The sequence below is a fragment of the Dactylosporangium sp. NPDC006015 genome (assembly GCF_040614215.1).
GTDB lineage: Bacteria > Actinomycetota > Actinomycetes > Mycobacteriales > Micromonosporaceae > Dactylosporangium > Dactylosporangium maewongense.
In genome coordinates this window covers 31863-49351 of the sequence record NZ_JBEXUD010000069.1, presented here as the reverse complement: position 1 = coordinate 49351, position 17489 = coordinate 31863, and the positions used below count along the sequence as shown (strand labels likewise).

Annotated in this window: 16 protein-coding genes and 1 pseudogene; 13 read left to right on the top strand and 4 right to left on the bottom strand. The window is 73.8% G+C overall.

Annotation, left to right across the window (positions count from 1 at the left end):
• Positions 1-583 (bottom strand): annotated as a pseudogene (locus tag ABZ321_RS54400) (hypothetical protein); the annotation flags it as partial.
• Positions 584-653: 70 nt separating this feature from the next.
• Here ABZ321_RS54400 and ABZ321_RS54395 point away from each other — a divergent pair.
• The 8 genes from ABZ321_RS54395 to ABZ321_RS54360 all read left to right on the top strand — a co-directional run bounded on the left by ABZ321_RS54395 (position 654) and on the right by ABZ321_RS54360 (position 5382).
• A complete protein-coding gene (locus tag ABZ321_RS54395; protein WP_354904322.1) occupies positions 654-1532 on the top strand; it encodes a DUF72 domain-containing protein in 879 nt (292 codons plus the stop codon).
• Between the two features lie 17 nt (positions 1533-1549).
• Positions 1550-2236, top strand: a complete 687-nt coding sequence (locus ABZ321_RS54390; RefSeq protein ID WP_354904320.1) for a histidine phosphatase family protein — start codon at positions 1550-1552, stop codon at positions 2234-2236.
• Between the two features lie 42 nt (positions 2237-2278).
• Entirely contained in the window at positions 2279-3103 is an 825-nt protein-coding gene (locus ABZ321_RS54385; protein ID WP_344504472.1) for a YbaB/EbfC family nucleoid-associated protein, read from the top strand.
• 4 nt (positions 3104-3107) lie between these two features.
• A complete protein-coding gene (locus ABZ321_RS54380) occupies positions 3108-3440 on the top strand; it encodes a hypothetical protein (RefSeq protein WP_344504473.1) in 333 nt (110 codons plus the stop codon).
• 2 nt (positions 3441-3442) lie between these two features.
• Positions 3443-3937, top strand: coding sequence for a hypothetical protein (locus tag ABZ321_RS54375; RefSeq protein ID WP_344504474.1), 495 nt, complete (start codon positions 3443-3445; stop codon positions 3935-3937).
• Complete coding sequence (locus ABZ321_RS54370; RefSeq protein WP_344504475.1) at positions 3930-4427, top strand: EndoU domain-containing protein; 498 nt, start codon at positions 3930-3932, stop codon at positions 4425-4427. Before ABZ321_RS54375 ends, ABZ321_RS54370 begins: the two co-directional genes overlap by 8 nt.
• Positions 4428-4445: 18 nt before the next feature.
• Complete coding sequence (locus tag ABZ321_RS54365) at positions 4446-4859, top strand: hypothetical protein (RefSeq protein ID WP_354904317.1); 414 nt, start codon at positions 4446-4448, stop codon at positions 4857-4859.
• Between the two features lie 274 nt (positions 4860-5133).
• Positions 5134-5382 carry a hypothetical protein gene (locus tag ABZ321_RS54360; protein ID WP_344504477.1) on the top strand — a complete coding sequence of 83 codons (249 nt, stop codon included), beginning with the start codon at positions 5134-5136 and terminating at the stop codon, positions 5380-5382.
• Here ABZ321_RS54360 and ABZ321_RS54355 read toward each other — a convergent pair.
• Together ABZ321_RS54355 and ABZ321_RS54350 are read right to left on the bottom strand one after the other, a co-directional pair.
• Positions 5371-7347 carry an ABC transporter ATP-binding protein gene (locus tag ABZ321_RS54355; RefSeq protein WP_354904314.1) on the bottom strand — a complete coding sequence of 659 codons (1977 nt, stop codon included), beginning with the start codon at positions 7345-7347 and terminating at the stop codon, positions 5371-5373. The genes ABZ321_RS54360 and ABZ321_RS54355 overlap by 12 nt on opposite strands.
• 326 nt (positions 7348-7673) lie before the next feature.
• Positions 7674-8174, bottom strand: coding sequence for a YcxB family protein (locus ABZ321_RS54350; protein WP_354904311.1), 501 nt, complete (start codon positions 8172-8174; stop codon positions 7674-7676).
• A gap of 202 nt (positions 8175-8376) precedes the next feature.
• On the opposite strand from ABZ321_RS54350, the gene ABZ321_RS54345 reads away from it, so the two are divergent.
• From ABZ321_RS54345 to ABZ321_RS54330, 4 genes are all read left to right on the top strand, one after another.
• Positions 8377-9468 (top strand): endoglucanase, encoded by a 1092-nt coding sequence (locus ABZ321_RS54345; protein ID WP_354904308.1) that lies wholly within the window; start codon positions 8377-8379, stop codon positions 9466-9468.
• An 81-nt stretch (positions 9469-9549) separates the two neighbouring features.
• Positions 9550-11007 (top strand): hypothetical protein, encoded by a 1458-nt coding sequence (locus ABZ321_RS54340; protein WP_354904306.1) that lies wholly within the window; start codon positions 9550-9552, stop codon positions 11005-11007.
• Positions 11008-11116: 109 nt separating this feature from the next.
• Positions 11117-12277: a helix-turn-helix domain-containing protein gene (locus tag ABZ321_RS54335; RefSeq protein WP_344504482.1), complete on the top strand. Its 1161-nt coding sequence runs from the start codon at positions 11117-11119 to the stop codon at positions 12275-12277.
• Positions 12278-12413: 136 nt separating this feature from the next.
• The gene (locus ABZ321_RS54330; RefSeq protein WP_354904304.1) at positions 12414-13451 is read left to right on the top strand and encodes a TerC family protein; all 1038 of its coding nucleotides are present in this window, start codon (positions 12414-12416) and stop codon (positions 13449-13451) included.
• On the opposite strand, the gene ABZ321_RS54325 is transcribed toward ABZ321_RS54330, so the two are convergent.
• The gene (locus ABZ321_RS54325; RefSeq protein WP_354904302.1) at positions 13334-13945 is read right to left on the bottom strand and encodes a GNAT family protein; all 612 of its coding nucleotides are present in this window, start codon (positions 13943-13945) and stop codon (positions 13334-13336) included. The two genes, ABZ321_RS54330 and ABZ321_RS54325, sit on opposite strands and share 118 nt — an antisense overlap.
• Positions 13946-14056: 111 nt before the next feature.
• Here ABZ321_RS54325 and ABZ321_RS54320 point away from each other — a divergent pair, with 111 nt between their 5' ends.
• Positions 14057-17452: a DUF4132 domain-containing protein gene (locus ABZ321_RS54320; protein WP_354904300.1), complete on the top strand. Its 3396-nt coding sequence runs from the start codon at positions 14057-14059 to the stop codon at positions 17450-17452.
• Positions 17453-17489: the final 37 nt, after the last annotated feature.

Genomic DNA, 17489 nt, shown 5'->3' with positions numbered 1-17489 from the left:
GCGGCCCGCCCGGCGTCGCGTCCCCGGGCTGGGACGACCAGCCGGCCGTCGCGCCGGCGGTCCGCTGAGACGGATCGCCGGCGGGCGGCTGGGACGGGTCGGCAGGCTGGTGCGGCGGGTCGCCCGGGTGGACCGCCCCGGCCGCGACCGGCTCCGGCACGAGTGTCACACCGGTGAGCCCGGCCCGCCCCGCCGCCCGTAGCAGCACCTCGCGCCGCCGCGCCGCCCACGACGCCGGGCACGTCAGCACCGTGCGCTCCGCGGGGCCGCCGAGCACCCGCGCGGCCTCCCGCGCGACCCGGCACAGCGGCGCGGCCACGATGTCCTCGACGTCGTGCTCGGCGCCGCCGAGCAGCACCCGCCCGTCGTCGACCCGCAGCTTCGGGTTGGGCTCGAACCGGCTCGGGTCCTGCAGCGCGGCGCGCAGCGCGTCCCGCCCGGTCAGCAGCGTGCCGTCCGCGGCGGCAGCCACCGCCGACACCAGTAGCGGCGACGCGTCGAACAGCAGCGGCGCCCCGGCCGCCACCGCCACCGTGTGCGTGGTGCCGAAGTCGATCCCGAGCGCCGTCCCACCTGGGGTCACGGCCCGCGATGTTAATCGATGTCTGCAACGCCGGGTTTACCGCCGGCGCCGGCGGGGACGCTGTGCCGGTATGGGTGAGATCAAGGTCGGCACCGCCTCGTGGACGCACCGGTCGCTGCTCGAGTCGGGCTGGTACCCGCCCGGCGCCAGCACCCCGGAGCGCCGCCTCGCCCACTACGCCACCCGGTTCCCGATCGTGGAGGTCGACGCGACCTACTACGCGCTGCCCGCCGAGCGCACCGCCGCCCTCTGGGCCGGGCGCACGCCCGCCGGGTTCACCTTCAACGTCAAGGCGTTCGGCCTCCTGACCGGCCACCCGACCCGGGTCGCCGCGCTGCCGAAGGACCTGCGCCCCGCCGCCGGCCGGCCGCGCGTGTACCCGGACGACCTGCCGCCCGGCACGTACGAGGAGGTCTGGACCCGGTTCCTCGCCGCGCTCGACCCTCTCTCCCGCGCCGGCAAGCTCGGCGCCGTGCTCTTCCAGTTCCCGCCGTGGTTCACCGCCCGCGCCGCGAGCCGCCGCACGATCCTCGACGTCGCCGCCCGGTGTCGCCCGCTGCGCGTCGCCGTGGAGTTCCGGCACGCGTCCTGGTTCGCCGGCGACGAGCGGGAGGCGACGCTGCGGTTCCTGCGCGAGCACGACCTGCCCTACGTCGTCGTCGACATGCCGCAGGGGCACCGCTCGTCCGTCCCCCCGGTCGTCGAGGCCACCTCGGACCTCGCCGTCGTCCGCTTCCACGGCCACAGCCCCAACTGGACCAGCGGCGACGTCGACGAGAAGTTCGCCCACTTCTACACCGGCGCCGAGCTGTCGGCGTGGGCCACGCACCTGCGCGCCCTCGCCGGCCGTACCGGCGAGACCCACGCCCTGTTCAACAACTGCTGCGCCGACAACGCGCAGCGCAACGCCGCCCGCCTCGTCGAGCTCCTGGACGACTGCGAGCGCTGAGGTGCGACCATCGATCGATGGGGACCACGCTCGGCGAACTGGCGGTCGTGCGGCACGGGCAGAGCGCGGCGAACGCGGCGTTCGCGGTGGCGGAGGCCGAGGGGCGCCTGGACAGCGGCGTCACCGGGCCGGACGCCGCCGTCGTGCTGACGGGGCCCGGGCGGGCGCAGGCGGCGGCGCTCGGGCGGTGGCTGGCCGCACAGCCGCCCGACCGGCGGCCGGAGGCGGTCGCGTGCTCGCCGTTCCTGCGCGCCGTACAGACGTGGCGGCTGGCGCGGACCGAGGCCGCCGCGCACGGCGTCGCGCTGCCGGACGCCACCCTCGACGACCGGCTCGTCGACCGGCGGATGGGCGAGCTCGAGCTGCTCACCACCGCCGCGGTCCGCGCCCGGTTCCCGGCGGAGGCGGCCCGCCGCGCGGCGGCCGGCGAGTTCGGCTACCGGCCGCCCGGCGGGGAGTCGTTCCACGACATCGCGGCGCGCGTGCGGGCGGCCCTCGACGACCTGGAGCGCGACCATCCCGGCCGGCGGGTCTGGATCGTCGCGCACGACGCGGTCGTCCTCACCCTGCGCCACCTGCTGGAGCCGCTCACCGTCGAGGAGGTCACCGCCGTCATGGCCGCGGGCCCGGTCCTCAACGCGTCCGTCACCCGGTTCGACGGTGACGGATTGCTCACGTACAACGCCGTCGACCACCTCAGGTAGCTTGTTAGGGGGTCCGGCGGGGGTACGACGGGGAGGTGGACCATGACGGACGACTATGCGCGGCGCATCGACGAGGCGCAGCGGCAGCTCGCCGAGCTGCGGGCCACCGCCGGCAAGGGGCCCGGTCCCCAGCCCGGGGAGGCGGAAGGCGCCGGGCGTGCCGGTGACGGGGCCGTCGAGGCGGTCGCCGACCGCGGCCGGCTGCTGTCGGTCACCCTCGCCCCGCAGGTCATGCGGCTCACCGACGAGGAGCTCGGCGAGCTGCTCACCGACGCGGTCAACCAGGCGCTGCGCCGGTCGAGGGCGCGGCTGCTCGGCGCTGCCGGTGACGACGCCCCGCCGCCGCTGGCCACCCTGGAGACGAGCGTCGAGCAGGTGCGCGACCAGGGTGAGCGCGCGATGTACGAGATCCAGGCCGCGCTCAACCGGGCGATCGGCAGGGTCGGCGACCGGACGGGACTCGGCGGTGACACCGGCGGGCAGGGGCTGGAGCAGCTGCTCGCCTCGCTCACCAGTACATTGCGCGCCGCACAGCACAAGACGCCCGACCAGGACCAGGAGCCGGACCACACCGGCGCGGACGACGAGGGCCACGTGTCCGCGCGGGTCGACGCCGGTGGCACGGTCACCGGGTTCGCGTTCGGGCCGCGGGCGATGCGGCTGCCCTCGATCGACCTCGCCGCGCACGCCGTGACCGCCGTCAACGCCGCGCTCGCCACCGCCGGCACCGCCGCGGCCGAGCGGTCCGCCGCCGACCTGGCCGACCTGCGCCGCCGGGTGGGGGAGCTGCGCGAGGCGAGCGTGACCCAGATGACCCAGCTGACCGCGTCGCTGACCGGGATCATGTCGAGGATCAGGGAGCCGTGAGCCGATGCCGTCCGACCACGTCGAGATCGACCCCGAGGGCATCATGCGCTCCGGCGACGGGATCATGTCCGCCGCCGACGTGATCAACCGGGAGATCACCGCGTTCCAGGGTGAGCTCGCGGCGTACGGCGAGCCGTGGGGCGCCGACGACATCGGTTCGCTCATCGGGATGGTGTACGGCGTGATCTCCGACCTCGCGTTCGAGACCTACGCGGGCAACACGGAGGAGATCCAGCAGATCGGCGCGACCGCCCGCCAGATGGGGCAGAACTACGTCGACAACGAGGCCGGCAACAAGGCCGACCTCAACGCCTACAAGCAGATGCTGGGCGGCTGAGCATGGGCCTGCAACTCCCCGGTGAGCTGATCTCGCTGCTCGGCATGCTCGGGTACTCGTGGCCCGAGGCCGACGAGACGAAGCTGTTCGAGATGGGCGGGGCGTGGATGGCGTTCCCGGACCGGATCACCAGCGGGCTCGCCGACGCCGACGCCTCGGCTTCTCGGATCTGGACCGACAACAAGGACTCGGCCGTCGAGGCGTTCCAGGCGACGTGGCAGCAGGGCGACTCCGCCCGCACCAACCTGGAGGACGGCGCGACCGCCGCCCACCTCATCGGCGCCGGCCTGATGATCTGCGCGGGCATCGTGCTCGCCCTGAAGATCAACGTGATCGTGCAGCTGATCCTGCTCGCGATCGAGATCGCGCAGGCCATCGCCACCGCGATCGCCACGTTCGGCGCGTCGCTGCTGGAGATCCCGATCTTCAAGATGATCACGCAGTTCGTCATCGACCAGCTGATCGACCTCGCGCTGAACGCGGTGCTGGGTGGTTAGACGCAGCCACGGCGGCCGCAGCAGCGGCGTCTTCCAGCCGGTCGAGAAGTGGCTGCGGGCGCGGCTGCGGCACCCCCGCTACCAGCACGTCTTCCGCGGGCACGTGGTGCGCAAGCCGCACGGGCTGCGCGGCTCCGGCTACCACCACCGGCACAACGGCTGGAACCCGCCCGGCGCCCGGGTCCGCCGCGACGCCGACGGCATGGAGATCGTCCTGGAGCGCAACCCGTCCGGCACCTACCGCGCCCGTGTCGACGTCCAGGCGGCCGACGGGACCTGGCACCCGAAGGACGGCTCCAGCACGTTCTTCCCCGACAACTGGCACCCCCAGCGCGTCGAGGACGCGATCAAGGACGCCTTCGCCAACCGCACGCCGCACCCCACCAACCCGCGCCGGTGGCGGGGGCAGTCCGACGGCCTGACGATCGAGGGCAGCTACGATAACTTCCCGACGACCAGCTCATGGAACTCTGCCTGGCCGCTCAATTAGGACGGGGTGTCTTCTGCAATGCGTGACCGGGTCACTTTCAGCATCGGCGAGTATGGGGTCCCGTCGGCGAAGACCGAGACCGGCCACTTCAACCTCCTCGCCGGCCAGCTGATCAGCGACATCATCCGGTACGCGCCCGACCTGCTGATGCTCCTGGACAAGATCGACCGGGTCCGCGCCGGCGAGTCGCCCGCCGAGGAGTACGAGGGCAACTCCTCGCTCTTCCTCGCCACCCCCGACGGCGTGCAGGTCTCCGACCTCGAGGAGGACGGCGACTCGGCCCTCTACACGTTCGACGAGACCCGCGCCGTGATCCTGCAGTACCTGGACTTCCTCGCCCCCTCGCCCGCGCAGAAGCAGGACGCCGTGTCCCGCTGGGAGGCCGAGGCGGGCCGCCCGTTCCCGGCCCGCGGCGAGCTCGGCCTGTCCTGACTCTCCCCGCCCGGCACGTCGGACGGTGACCGCGCCGTCGCTGGGAGTCGTCGTGTAACGCGGCGCGGGCCTCATCCGCATCTTCCGAAGCATTGATCGTTCGCTCCGGAAGGATCTCCCGTGCTCGTTTCCACGCCCTTCCGGTGCGCCGTCGCGCCCGCCGACGGTGCCTGACGTTGCTCACCCCCCGGAAACGCCGGGCCGGCAGAGGTGCCACTGCCGGCCCGGCGCCGGAGCACGGCGATCCCGTCCAGGACCGGCGAGGAGAGGTGCGGTGACCGACCCCGACATCCGATGGGTGCTGCTGTACCGGACGGCCGCCGAGTGGCGGTTCTCGGTGGGCGAGTTCCCTGAGAACGTGGCCAGCGGCATCCTGCCGGACACCCCGCTGGACGCCCCGGCCGAGGCCGCCCAGCGCGACGTGCGGGCCCATCTCGCGCACGGCTGGCCGTCCCCGGACACCCTGACCTGGCGGCAGACCAGCGCCGACTCCTGGGCGGCGGTGCCTTTGTCAGGCCCGTGACGGCGATCCGGTGCCGCCGCCGGGTGCGCCGCCGCCGGGTGCGCCGCCGCCGAGTGTGGCGGCGCTGGGTGCGCCGCCGTTCGGTGCGCCGCCGTTCGGTGCGGTGCCGTCCGGTGCGGTGCGGTCGGGTGTGGTGGTGTCGGGTGTGGTCGCGAGGAAGCCGCCGGACTGGCGGGTCCACAGGTCGGCGTAGAGGCCGCCGCTGGCCAGGAGGTCCGCGTGGGTGCCCTGCTCGGCGACGCGGCCCTCGTCGAGGACCACGATCCGGTCCAGGTGGGCGATCGTCGACAAGCGGTGGGCGATCGCGATCACGGTGCGGCCGGCCATGACGGCGGCGAGGGTGTCGTGGATGGCGGCCTCGGCCTCGGAGTCCAGGGCGGACGTCGCCTCGTCCAGGACCAGGACCGGGGCGTCCCGGTAGAACGCGCGGGCCAGTGCGATCCGCTGCCGCTGGCCGCCGGACAGCCGCACGCCCCGCTCGCCGACGTGCGCGTCGAGGCCGGTCCGGCCGTCCGCGTCGCGGAGCGCGGCGACGAACGCGGTGGCGGCCGCGCGCTGTACCGCTGCCGCGATCCGCTCCTCGTCGCACGGGCCGGGTCCGGCGATGTTCTCCCGGACGGAGCGGTGCAGCAGCGTCGCCTCCTGGGCCACCATCGCGATCTGGTCCCGCAGGCTCTCCTGGGTGACGGCGGTGATGTCGGTGCCGTCGATCGTGATCGTGCCGGACTCCGCGTCGTGGAAGCGCAGCAGCAGCCCGACGAGCGTGGACTTGCCGGCGCCGGACCGGCCGACGACGCCGACCCGCTCGCCGGCCGCGATGTCGAGGCTGATCCGGTCGAGCCCGCCCGCTCCCCGGCCGTAGTGGTGGCTGACGTCGGTGAAGGCGATCGCGCCGCCGCGCACCTCGAGCCGGCCCGCGCCGGGCCGGTCGGCGACGGCCAGGGGCTGCGCCACCGTCCGCAGCGCCCGGCGCAGCACGCCGACCGCGCCGAAGAGCGCCGACACGGCGTCCAGCAGCCACTCGCCCATCGCGGTGATCCGGAAGCTGAGCGCCAGCGCCGCCGCGACCAGGCCGATGGGCGCGGCGCCGGTCCGCCACAGCGCGATGCCGTAGCCGGTGAGGCCGACCAGCAGCGCGCCGCCGAGCGCCAGCATGGCGCAGTTCATGGTGACCTCGACCCGCTGCAGGTCCAGGTGCGCCCGGCGGGTCCGCGCGAACACCAGGCGGTCGTGCTCGGTGCGGGCGCCCCGGCCGCCGAGCAGCGCGAGCGTGTCGACGTTGGCGTAGGAGTCGACGAGCAGCCCGGTCAGCTCCGACTCGGCGTCCTGGAGGCGCTCCGACGCGCGCCGGAACCGCGGCACCGCCCAGCGCATGAGCAGCGCGTACGCGACGATCCAGCCGGCCAGCGGCAGCAGCAGCCGGGCGTCGGTGCCGGCCATCAGCCACACCGAGCCCACGACGTACGCGACGACGTGCAGGAGGGTGTGGATCACCGAGTACGCGGCGGTGCTCGCCGCGTCGCCGCCGTCGCGGACCCAGGTGGCGATCCGCCCGGCGAGGTCGTCGCGGAACCAGCCGACCGACTGCCGCGACACGTGCCGGTGTGCGCGCCAGCGGGCGAGCGGCCGTGCGTTGGCCCGGAACGCGATGTCGTCCAGGGCCTCGCTGGCGGTGGTGAACAGCGGCCAGACGACGAGCACGAACGCGGCGACGGTGAGCAGCTCCCTGCCGTGCGTGGCCCAGAGCGTGTCCGGGCTGCCGGTGGCGAGCAGGTCGACCAGGTGCCCGGCGTAGCCGATGAGCCACACCTCGATCGCCGCGGACAGCAGCGTGGTGGCGGCGGCCGCGGCCACCACCGGCCGCAGCGGGCGGAACTCCTCGAGGAGAAACCGCCGTACCCCGGCGGCGGGGGCGCGGTCGTCAAGCGGGAACGGGTCCGTGGGGTTCTCGAACAGACGGAACACGAAGCGCCTTTCGGGCGGGGGAGACGGACGGGAGGCCGGGGTGAGCGCCGGATGCCTGCATGACCGTTCTCCTCTTCGTGTGTCTGTGCCTGTGGCCGAACCTATCGGTGCCCGTGCGGCACCGCACCTGATTAATCGTTTCTGAAGGCACGCCGGAATGGCCCGCCGCGATGCGTGGCGGACCATTCCTTGCATTTCACGGAATTGCTACGTCATTCCAATGTTCAGATGGAGGTGGAATAGACGTACACGCCGAGCGCGCTGATACCGCCGTGTGCGACCGCGAAGTAGGTGCCGTTGGCTGTTCGGTCAGCGGACGCTGAATATCAGGGCCCGGCCGGTGGCAGGCTGCCGCGCGCCACCAGGAATTCGCGCAGCGACTGCTGCTGTTCGGCGGTCATGAACTGCTGGGGGATCACCGTGTAGGGGAGCCGGCCGGTGAACAGCACCCAGAAGCCGCGGTCCTCGGTGACCTTGGTGACGTCGTCCCAGTCGAGGCTGCCGCGCTCGGTGCCGCTGCGCATCGTCACCGTGTCGTCGTTGATGTCGTAGCCGCCGTCGACCGCGAGGCCGTCGAGGCGCCGGCGGGCGGAGCGGCGCGCCCAGAACGGGAACAGCATCGACAGCACGCCGACGATCAGGATGACGGTGAAGAACGGGCTCGCGTCGAAGTCCCGGCCGCCGATCGGCACCCACAGGCCGACCAGCCCGAAGGCGATCAGCCCGAAGCCGATGTAGCGGTACTTGCGCAGGTAGACGTCGCTGAGCACGGTGGCGACCCGGGCCGCGTACGCGGGGTCTGCCGGGACGTCGAATCGGATGTGCACCCGCGGAACGATACCGCGCTGCAACGTGCGTGCCGGCTTCGGTGTTCACGGGTGTCCACCGGTGTCCACCGGTGGCGCGGACATCGAGCGTGGGGCGGACACCTCAACGGCAACCGGTGGCGAACCGGGGGCGCTCCGCCCGCCCCGGAATCTTGTTCTGGTCAGGCCGCAGGGGCCCGGCGCGAGTACCTGGGGAGATCTTTTGACGTTCGCCACGCTGAACTCCGACCGTGTCCGTCGCGTCGTTCGCCGCCTGCTGCCGATCGGAGTGCTCGCCGCGGGTGTCCTCGCCGGCGCCGGCACCGGCACGGCCGCGTTCGCCGCGGACGCCACGGCCGCGGGCCCGCAGTGCACGGTGGACGCCAAGCTCGTCCCGACCTGCGGCGTGCTGTGGGGCGCGGCCGCCGGCGGCTTCTCCGACGTGCCCCGCGACCAGGCGCTGAAGACCTTCGAGCAGAAGACCGGCCGGACCGCCGCGATCTACCACACCTACCACAAGGGCAACGAGCTCTTCCCGACCAAGGACGAGGTCGCGATGACCGCCGACCCGGCGCGGCCGCGCACCCTCATGCTCAACTGGAAGGTCGCGTACGGCTCGACGTGGGCGAAGGTAGCCGCCGGCGCGCAGGACGCCCGGATCGACCGCGAGGCCGCCTACCTGCAGGCCAACTTCACCAAGCCGTTCTTCCTGGTGCTGCACCACGAGCCGGAGAACGACGTCAACCCGAAGGCAGGCTCGGGCATGACCGCGAAGGACTTCGCCGCCATGTACCGGCACACGATCCTGCGGCTGCGCGCCGCCGGCGTCACCAACGCCGTCTCGACGATCGCCTACATGAACTACGAGAAGTGGAACAACTCCCCGTGGTGGGGCGACCTGTACCCGGGCGACGACGTGATCGACTGGATCGGCGTCGACTCCTACCTCAACGCGCAGCCGAACGGCTTCCACAGCGGCGACTTCACCTCGCTGATGAACCGCACCACCGGCAACCAGAAGTCGAAGTACCCCGGCTTCTACACCTGGGCCACCACGAAGCACCCCGGCAAGCCCGTCATGGTCGCCGAGTGGGGCGTGTACGACTCGTCCGCGAAGGTCAACGGCGCCAACAAGGCCAAGACGTTCGACACCGTGCTGAAGAACCTCGCGGCGATGCCGGCGATCAAGGGCCTCGTGTACTTCGAGACCGCCCGTGACCAGTCCGGCCACGACATCCGCGTCGACGACACCCCGCAGGCGCTGACCGCGTTCAAGCGCGTCGCCGCCGACCCGCGCTTCGACGTCAAGCTCTAGGTTTTTCCACAACCGCCACGTTTTCCACAGCCGCCCCGGGCCTTCGGTCCGGGGCGGCCGGCGTTTTGGCAGACTGCCCCCATGAGCGACATGCCCAGCGGGATCGTCATCCCCACCGTCGACGGTGCGCCCAGCACGTCCGCACTCGGGCGGGGCGTCGTCGCCGACGCGCTGCGGTCGGTGGCGCCCGACTGGGCCCGCGAGGCGGAGACGACGAAGAACTGGCGCGGTGAGTATCTGCGCCACTTCCACCGGCTCGTCGAGGCCGGGCTGCCGTCCCGCGAGGCCGCGCTGGCCATCGCCGGCGACGGGCTCTCGTCGTTGCGGTCGCGGATGCGGTTCCGGCCTGCGCCGGACGCCGACGAGCAGCCCCTGGACAGCGTGTTCGACTCGCCGGCCGGCGCGCCCCTGCGGACCGCCACCGTCGCCGGGTCGGGCGAGGCACGGCGCTCGCTCGTCGTGCCGTACCGCGGCGAGCGGCTCGAAGGCGACCGCCTGCTCCGGCAGCTCGACGCGTGGGTCGCCGGCGGCGTCATCGAGCCGTCGTGCGCGGAGGCGGTGCGGACCGTCGCCGCCAACCCGGCGTGGCTCACCCTCGAAGGGCGACCCGTCGTGGTGCTGGGCGCCGGGGCGGAGATGGGGCCGCTGACGGCGCTGCTGCGCTGGGGCGCCGACGTCGTCGCCGTCGACCTGCCCCGCCCCGCCATCTGGCAGCGGCTCCTGGAGACCGCGCACCGCTCCGGCGGGCGCCTGCACGTGCCCGTCGCCCAGGAAGGCGCCGACCTCGCCCAGCACGCGGGCGCGGACCTCCTGCACGACCTGCGGCGGGTCGCGGACTGGCTCGGCGAGGTCGACGGCGCGCCCGTGCTCGGCAACTACGTCTACGCCGACGGCCCGCTGAATGTCCGGGTCGCGGTCGCCGTGGACGCGCTGACCGTGCGCCTGCGGCAGACGCGGCCCGACCTCGCGCTCGCGTTCCTCGCCACGCCGACGGACGTGTTCGCCGTGCCGGACGACGCGGTCGACGAGTCCGGCCGGCGGTATGCGACCGCGAAGGGCATCGGGCGGCTCCGCGGGCCGCTGCGGGTCCTCAGCGGCGGGCGGCTGCTCGCGCCCAACTACCCGGGCACCCTCCCGGGCATCAACGACAGCCTGGTGCCGCAGCAGGGCCCCAACTACGCCCTGGCGAAGCGGCTCCAGCGGTGGCGGGCCGCGCACGCCCGGGCGGACGGCGCCACCGTGTCGCTGACCGTCGCGCCGGCGACCCGGACCCGCAGCGTCCTGAAGAACCGCCTGCTCGCCGCCGCTTACGCGGGCGCGCACCGCTTCGGCATCGAGATCTTCGAACCGGCGACGAGCAACACCCTCATGGCCGCGCTGCTCGTCCACGACCTGCACGTCCCGCCGTCGCCGGGGACGCATCCGTGGCAGGACGAGGCGTTCGCGGCGGCGCACGGCGGGCTGTGGCGGCAGCCGTACGCGCCGCGCAGCGCCCTCGGCATCGCCGTCCTCTTCGGCTTCGGCACCGCCCGCGGCTGAGACCGGCGCGCGGCGGCCTGCCTTGTATCTGCCTTGTATCTGCCTGGTATGACGCCGCGGCGGTTGTAGCCTGGTTGTCCGGGCTTTCGTACGTTTGGGTGGTGGCAGGGTGTCCGACCTCGAGCGGATCGCCGCCGCCGCGGCGGGCGACGCGGGTGGGCTGGACCCGTCGCTGCTCGGCGGGTTCCTGACCGCGGTCGTCGCGGCGACCGCCGACGGCCGGCGGCTGCGGCGCCGTGAGCTGGAGGCGTGCGCGGCGTCCGGGCGCCGCGCGGCCGTGCAGGGCGTGGCGCTGCGCGCGCTGGTGGACCTGTACCTGTCGGCGGCGTGGCGGCTGTGGCGCGACGCGCCCGACGTGGCCGGCGGGGACGCCGCACGGGTCCGGGGCTCCGCCCTCGCCGTGCTGCGGGCCGCCGACGACGGCGTGGCCGCGCTGGTCGAGGGGTTCCAGCTCGCCCGGGCCGACGTCATCCGGCTCCAGGAGGCCGTCAAGCACGACGTCATGGAGGCGCTCCTCGCCGGCGGCCAGCAGGCGATCGAGGCGACCGGCCCCGCCGCCGACATCGGGCTCACGCTGTCCGGGCCGGTCGCGGTGCTGGTGGTCCGCCGGCCCTCGGGCTTCGGCGGGCCGGACACCGCCGCCATCCCCGGCCGCCTCGAGCGGGCGCTGCAGGGCCGCCACGGCGACGCGCAGCCGCTCGTGCTGATCCGCTCCGGCGAGGTGGTGTGCGTGTTCGCCGCACCCGACGCCGCGGCGGTCGCCACGGTCCGTGACGTCGTCACCCGCGAGCTGGACCGGGCGGTCCGGGGCCCGGGGCGTGCCTGGCGGGGCGCGGTCAGCAGCCCCCGGATCGGGGCCTCGGCGGTGCGGACCAGCCACGACGAGGCGCGGTATGCCCTGGACCTCGCCGACCGGCTCCGCCTGGAGCAGCCCCTCGTCGACGCGCGGGACCTCACCATCTACCGGGTGCTGCTGCAGGACCTGCCGGCCGTCCACGACCTGGTCCGCAGCACCCTCACCCCGCTCACCCGGGCCCGCGGCGGTGCCGGCCACCTGGTCGAGACCCTCGACGCGTACTACTCGACCGGCTGCGTCGCGACCGAGACGGCGGCCCGGCTGAACCTGTCGGTGCGGGCCGTCACGTACCGGCTGGCGCGCGTGGCGGAGTTGATCGGGAGGGACCCGGCCGATCCTGCCGAGCGGCTCACCCTCCACGCGGCGGTCACGGCCGCGAGACTGCTCGACTGGCCGTCGACACCCCTCGACTAGCGGTCCTCAAGCCGCTCTTCCTTGCCGGTCGTCGGCAACGTTCACCCGGCCGAATGTCCTGCGGCCGACGCAGCGGGAGGCCCGGGTCGCGGGTGACGCTTGAACCCAGACAGCTTGCTATCTGGAGGGATGGTTCATGCTCGACGTACCGATCTGGCTGTGGGCGACGTTCGGCATCGGTGTCGTCGTCATGCTCGCGGTCGACCTGCTCGCCCACCGCAAGGAACACGTGATCGGCTTCCGCGAGGCCGCCAAGTGGAGCGCGGTGTGGGTGGCGCTGTCGCTGGCCTTCGCCGGCCTCGTCTGGGCCACCCTCGGCGCGGAGGCGGGCGTGGAGTTCACGACCGCGTGGCTGCTGGAGAAGAGCCTGTCGGTCGACAACCTCTTCGTGTTCGCGCTGATCTTCGGCTACTTCGCGGTGCCCAAGCAGTACCAGCACCGCATCCTCTTCTACGGCGTCATCGGCGCCCTCATCTTCCGGGCGATCTTCATCGCGGCCGGCGTCGCGATCATCAGCAAGTTCACGGTCGTGCTGTTCGTCTTCGCGGCGATCCTGCTGTGGAGCGCGTACAAGCTGCTGAAGGACGACGAGGACGACTACGACCCGAGCACCAACATCGCCGTGCGCCTGGTGCGCAAGGTGCTGCCGGTCCAGGACGAGTACTCCGGTGCGAAGTTCTTCGTCAAGCAGGGCGTGAAGTGGGTCGCCACCCCGATGCTCGTCGTCGTGGTCGCGATCGAGGCCGCCGACCTGGTCTTCGCCGTCGACAGCGTGCCGGCGGTGCTCGCGGTCAGCGACGACACGTTCATCGTCTACTCCTCCAACGCCTTCGCGATCCTCGGCCTGCGGGCGCTGTACTTCCTGCTCGCCGGGATGCTGGACCGCTTCCGGTACCTGTCGAAGGGGCTGGCGATCATCCTCGCCTTCATCGGCGTGAAGCTGGTCCTGCAGGCCGCGCACAAGACGATCAGCACCTCCGTGCCGGAGATCCCGTCACTGGTGAGCCTGGCGGTGGTCGTGACCGTGCTGGCGGGGTCGGTGCTGCTGAGCCTGCGTCACGCGCCGGAGCCGTCTTCGGAGCCGTCTGGGGAGCCTTCGTTGGAGGGCGGTCCGGAGGGGCCGTCGCTGGAGAAGCCGTCGGACGCCAGGAGCGACCAGATCTCGAGGTCGTGACGGATCCCCTTGTACGGGTGAACCTCCCGCAGCACGCCGTCCCGGCGCATACCGAGGCGGCGTGCTACGGCGCTGCTGGCCGTGTTGTCCGTCCGGCAGCGCCACTCGACGCGGTGGATGCCGCGGGTGTGCACCGCCCAGTCGATGAGCACCCGCACCGCCATCGTGATGAGCCCCCGCTTCTGCCCGGCCGGCTCCAGCCAGCAGCCGATCTCGCAGGTGCCGGCCTGCGCGTCGAACGCGACGAACATCGTCCCGCCGACGAGCGTCCCGTCGAGCCAGATGCCGAACAGTCGGCCGGCATCGCGTGCGGCGAGGTCCGCGTACCGCTGCAGCGTCGCCCGCGCCGTCTCCAGGTCCGTGCTGACCCCGGCCCACGGGATCCACGGGTCGACGGTCTGCCTGGCGCGGTCCATGTGGGCGAGGAACTCCCCGGCCTGCCACGGCTCCAGCGGCCGTAGCTGCGCTGCTTCGGTGAGGGCGACGTTGAACATGATCCCTACGCTATCGTCCCCGGATTTTTTGTCGGGGGGTGGCGTTATGGTGACGGCATCAGGGGGTGCTTGATGTTTGTTCGCCAGTCGCTCGATGATGCGTTGCCCGCGGTGCTCGGGCATGTCGAGACGTCTCCGGAGATCGCCGCCGCTCCCGCGTCCTCGCCGCTCGGGCTCGCGGTCGCCGTCGCCGTGCTCGCGCGGCGGCTCGACCGGTTTCCCGAGTCCGAGTTCGACGCGCTCGTCGACACCTGGGTGGCGACCCACGGGGCCCGGCACGTGGCACGGGCGGTGGCCGAGCTCGCCGGCCTCTACGCCGGCGCCGGCCGCACGGGCGCGACGGCGTTCGTCGCCTGGTCCACGCCCGGGGGCCCGCGCCAGGCGTTCCTCCGCGACGCCTGGTCACGGTTCGCCCTGCGGCTGCGGCCACACCTTCCCGCGCCACTCACGACCGCCCCCGCGACGGTGGTGCCGCCCACGGCCGTCTCCGCAGCGGTGGTGCCGGGCATGGATGAGGCTGCGGCGGTCGCTCCGGGCGCGGCCGGGTCGGGCGCGGCCGGGGCTGCGGGGATGGCACCGGGCGCGGCCTTGTCCGAGGCGGCGCCGCGGGCGGCCGGGTCGGGCGTGGCAGCGTCTGCGGTGTCGGGCGCGACCGGGTCGGGTGTGGCTGGGGCTTCGGCGGTCGGGCCGGGCGCGGGCGTGGCCGAGGCGGCGGTGTCGGGCACGGCCGAGGCTGCGGCGATGGCGGAGGATCTCGCCGCGCTGCGGTCCGACCCGCGGCCGCTGCGGCGGTTGACGGCCTCACTGCTCGCGCCGGCCGTGACGGTCTGGGTCGACGAGGACTGCGCGACCTTCGCCGCGGCCGGCGACGAGACGATGTGCCGGCTGCTGCTGCCGTCGGTCCGCAGCCTCGACCAGCTCGACGTGCTCCTGCGGGTCGTCGCGCCGCAGTGGCTGTTCTGGGACGAGCCGACGATCTCCGGCCTGGCCGCGGCGATCGGCCCCGCCATCGAGCCGCACCTCACGCACTGGCTGCGCACCGAGCCGCTGACCGCCGACGCCGTCGCGTGGACGGCGGCGATTCTCGCCACGTTCCCGACGGACTCCGCGTTCGACACTCTGGTCTCGCGCTCCGGCGAGCGCCGGGTGCGTCCGGCCCTCGCCAAGGCGATCCAGCGCTTCCCCGACCTGGCCCTGCGCCGCCTCGCCGAGGCCTCCGCCACACCGACGATCGACGTGCTGCTCGCCGCGCACGTCCGCGCCGACCCCGCCCGCGCCGCCCGCCTGCTGCCGGCCCTCAGCCCACCCGCCGCCGCCCGCGTCGGGGCGATGCTGCGCGTGGAGTCCGCACCGCCGGCCGCCGTCCCGCCGATCCTGACCACCCCGCCCTGGACCACCACCGCGCCTGCCGCCCCCGTCGTCCCCGGCCTGGTCTGCCCCGACCCGCCGGCCGTCCCCGGCGGCGGCCCCTGGGCCGCGGCGAGCGCCGACGCGCTGCTGGACCGGGTCGGCCCCGACGTCGCGGCATGGATGGCCGGCTGGTTCGCCCGCTCGACGCAGACCCGGCCTGTCGCCGAGCAGTGGCTGCGCCGCCACCCGGCCGAGGCCGCGTCCGCGCTGATCCCACCGGCGCTGGCCCGCCCCGTCACGGCCCGCCGCGACGCCTCCGCCGCCCTGCGGTTCCTCGTCCGAAGTGGACACACCGCCACCGTCCTCGCCGCAGCCGACCGCTACGGCCCGGCCGCCCTCGCCGGCGTCCAGGCCCTGCTCGCCACCGACCCGCTGCACCTGCTCCCCGCCCGCATCCCCACCACGCCCACCTGGGCCGACGCACTGCTCCTGCCCGCCCTCCGGGTCCGCTCCACCCAGCCCGCCGACCCGGCCCGCCCCGCTGACGCGGTTCCGCCCGTCGACGCGGTTCTGCCTGCTGACGCGACCCGGCATTTCGTGACGATGTTGGCCATGTCGACCCTCGACGACCCGTACGCGGGGGTTGCCGTCGTCCGGCAGGTCTGCGACCCGGGGAGCCTGGCGGAGTTCGGCTGGTCGCTCTACCAGGGCTGGCGCGCCGCGGGCGGCCCCGCATCGCAGCGGTGGGCGTTCACGGCGCTCGGACTCATCGGCGACGACTCGACGGCGGTGCGGCTGGCCCCGCTCGCGCTCGCCTGGCCCGCCGCGGGTGAGCTGACCAACGCCCGGGTCGCCGTCGACATCCTCGCCACCCTGAGCACCGCTCCCGTCGCTCCCTCAACCCCCGACCTCAACGCTCCGACGCCTGGCCTGCCGGCGGCTGACCCGCCGAGCCTTGCCGGTCCGCCGTCGGGTGTCGGGTCGCTCGGCGCGCTGCGGCAGCTGGTTCGCATCGCGGGGAGCGCTCGCGGCAAGCTGAAGGAGCACGCCGGCCGCCGGGCCGCCGAGGCCGCGGCCACCGTCGGGCTCGGTGCGGAAGAGCTTGCGGACCGCCTCGTGCCGGACCTCGACCTCCCCGCCGAGGGGGCCCTGACACTCGACTACGGCCCCCGGCGCTTCACCGTCCGTCTCGACGAACAACTCCGCCCGTACCTCCTCGAAGACCCCGCGCACCACCGCGGCGACCCGAGCCGTGGGGAGCCGCGTCGCCGGGAGCTGCCGAAGCCCGGGGCGAAGGACGACCCGGTGCTGGCGCCGGCGGCGTACGCCCGGTTCGCCGAGTTGCGCAGGGAAGCCCGCACGATCGCCGCCGAGCAGACCCGCCGCCTCGAAGCCGCGATGGTCGATCAGCGGCGCTGGTCTGCCGCCGGCTTCCGCGACGGCATCGTCGCCCACCCTGTGCTGCGTGAGCTCGCCCGCCGCCTTGTCTGGGCGACGTTCTCCGCCGCTGGTGACGGCCCGGGCGGGGCGTTCCTTGCCGCGTTCCGTGTCGCGGAGGACCTCACGTTCAGCGACGTCGACGACGAGCCCTTCGTCCTTGCCGCTGACGCCGTGGTGGGGATCGTGCATCCGGTCACCCTGAGGGAAGGTCTCGGTGCCTGGGTGCGGTTGTTCGCCGACTACGAGATCGTTCAGCCGTTCGTTCAGCTGGGCCGTGCAGTACACCAGCCAGCCGCCGCAACAAGCGCCGGCAGCGCGGTCCGTCCCGGGGAGGACCTTGCCGCGCGGCTCGGTGTGGACGGGCGGACGACCGATGCGCGGCGGCTGTACGTCCTCGACCGGCGCGGCTGGGTCCGCGCACAGGCAGGCGACGGCGGGCGCATCCGGTCGGTGACGCGGCGGGTGCCAGGCGGCTGGCTGGTGGTGGTCGACCTGGAACCTGGCGTGTTCGTCGGCCGGTCCGACGGCAGTGGCGAGCAGACCGTGACGGTCCGTGTCTTGCATGACCATCCCGGAGGGCGGCGGCCGCAGGACGGGGGCGTCGCGCCCGCCAGGACCGCTGCCGGCGTGGCCTGCGCCGCGTGTGTGGCGCCGGTCGGGCTCGACGCCGTCACGTACTCGGAGATCGCCCGCGACCTGCAGGACCTCGTGACATGACCGCAAGCCCGCGACCGCCGCGGTCGGGTGTCGTGCC

What these genes read in the sequence shown, in the direction of transcription:
- ABZ321_RS54385 (WP_344504472.1), top strand. Translation starts at nt 2,279, where the DNA reads ATGACGGACGACTATGCGCGGCGCATCGACGAGGCGCAGCGGCAGCTC.
- ABZ321_RS54365 (WP_354904317.1), top strand. Translation starts at nt 4,446, where the DNA reads ATGCGTGACCGGGTCACTTTCAGCATCGGCGAGTATGGGGTCCCGTCG.
- ABZ321_RS54395 (WP_354904322.1), top strand. Translation starts at nt 654, where the DNA reads ATGGGTGAGATCAAGGTCGGCACCGCCTCGTGGACGCACCGGTCGCTG.
- ABZ321_RS54325 (WP_354904302.1), bottom strand. Translation starts at nt 13,945, where the DNA reads ATGTTCAACGTCGCCCTCACCGAAGCAGCGCAGCTACGGCCGCTGGAG.
- ABZ321_RS54380 (WP_344504473.1), top strand. Translation starts at nt 3,108, where the DNA reads ATGCCGTCCGACCACGTCGAGATCGACCCCGAGGGCATCATGCGCTCC.
- ABZ321_RS54375 (WP_344504474.1), top strand. Translation starts at nt 3,443, where the DNA reads ATGGGCCTGCAACTCCCCGGTGAGCTGATCTCGCTGCTCGGCATGCTC.
- ABZ321_RS54390 (WP_354904320.1), top strand. Translation starts at nt 1,550, where the DNA reads ATGGGGACCACGCTCGGCGAACTGGCGGTCGTGCGGCACGGGCAGAGC.
- ABZ321_RS54340 (WP_354904306.1), top strand. Translation starts at nt 9,550, where the DNA reads ATGAGCGACATGCCCAGCGGGATCGTCATCCCCACCGTCGACGGTGCG.
- ABZ321_RS54330 (WP_354904304.1), top strand. Translation starts at nt 12,414, where the DNA reads ATGCTCGACGTACCGATCTGGCTGTGGGCGACGTTCGGCATCGGTGTC.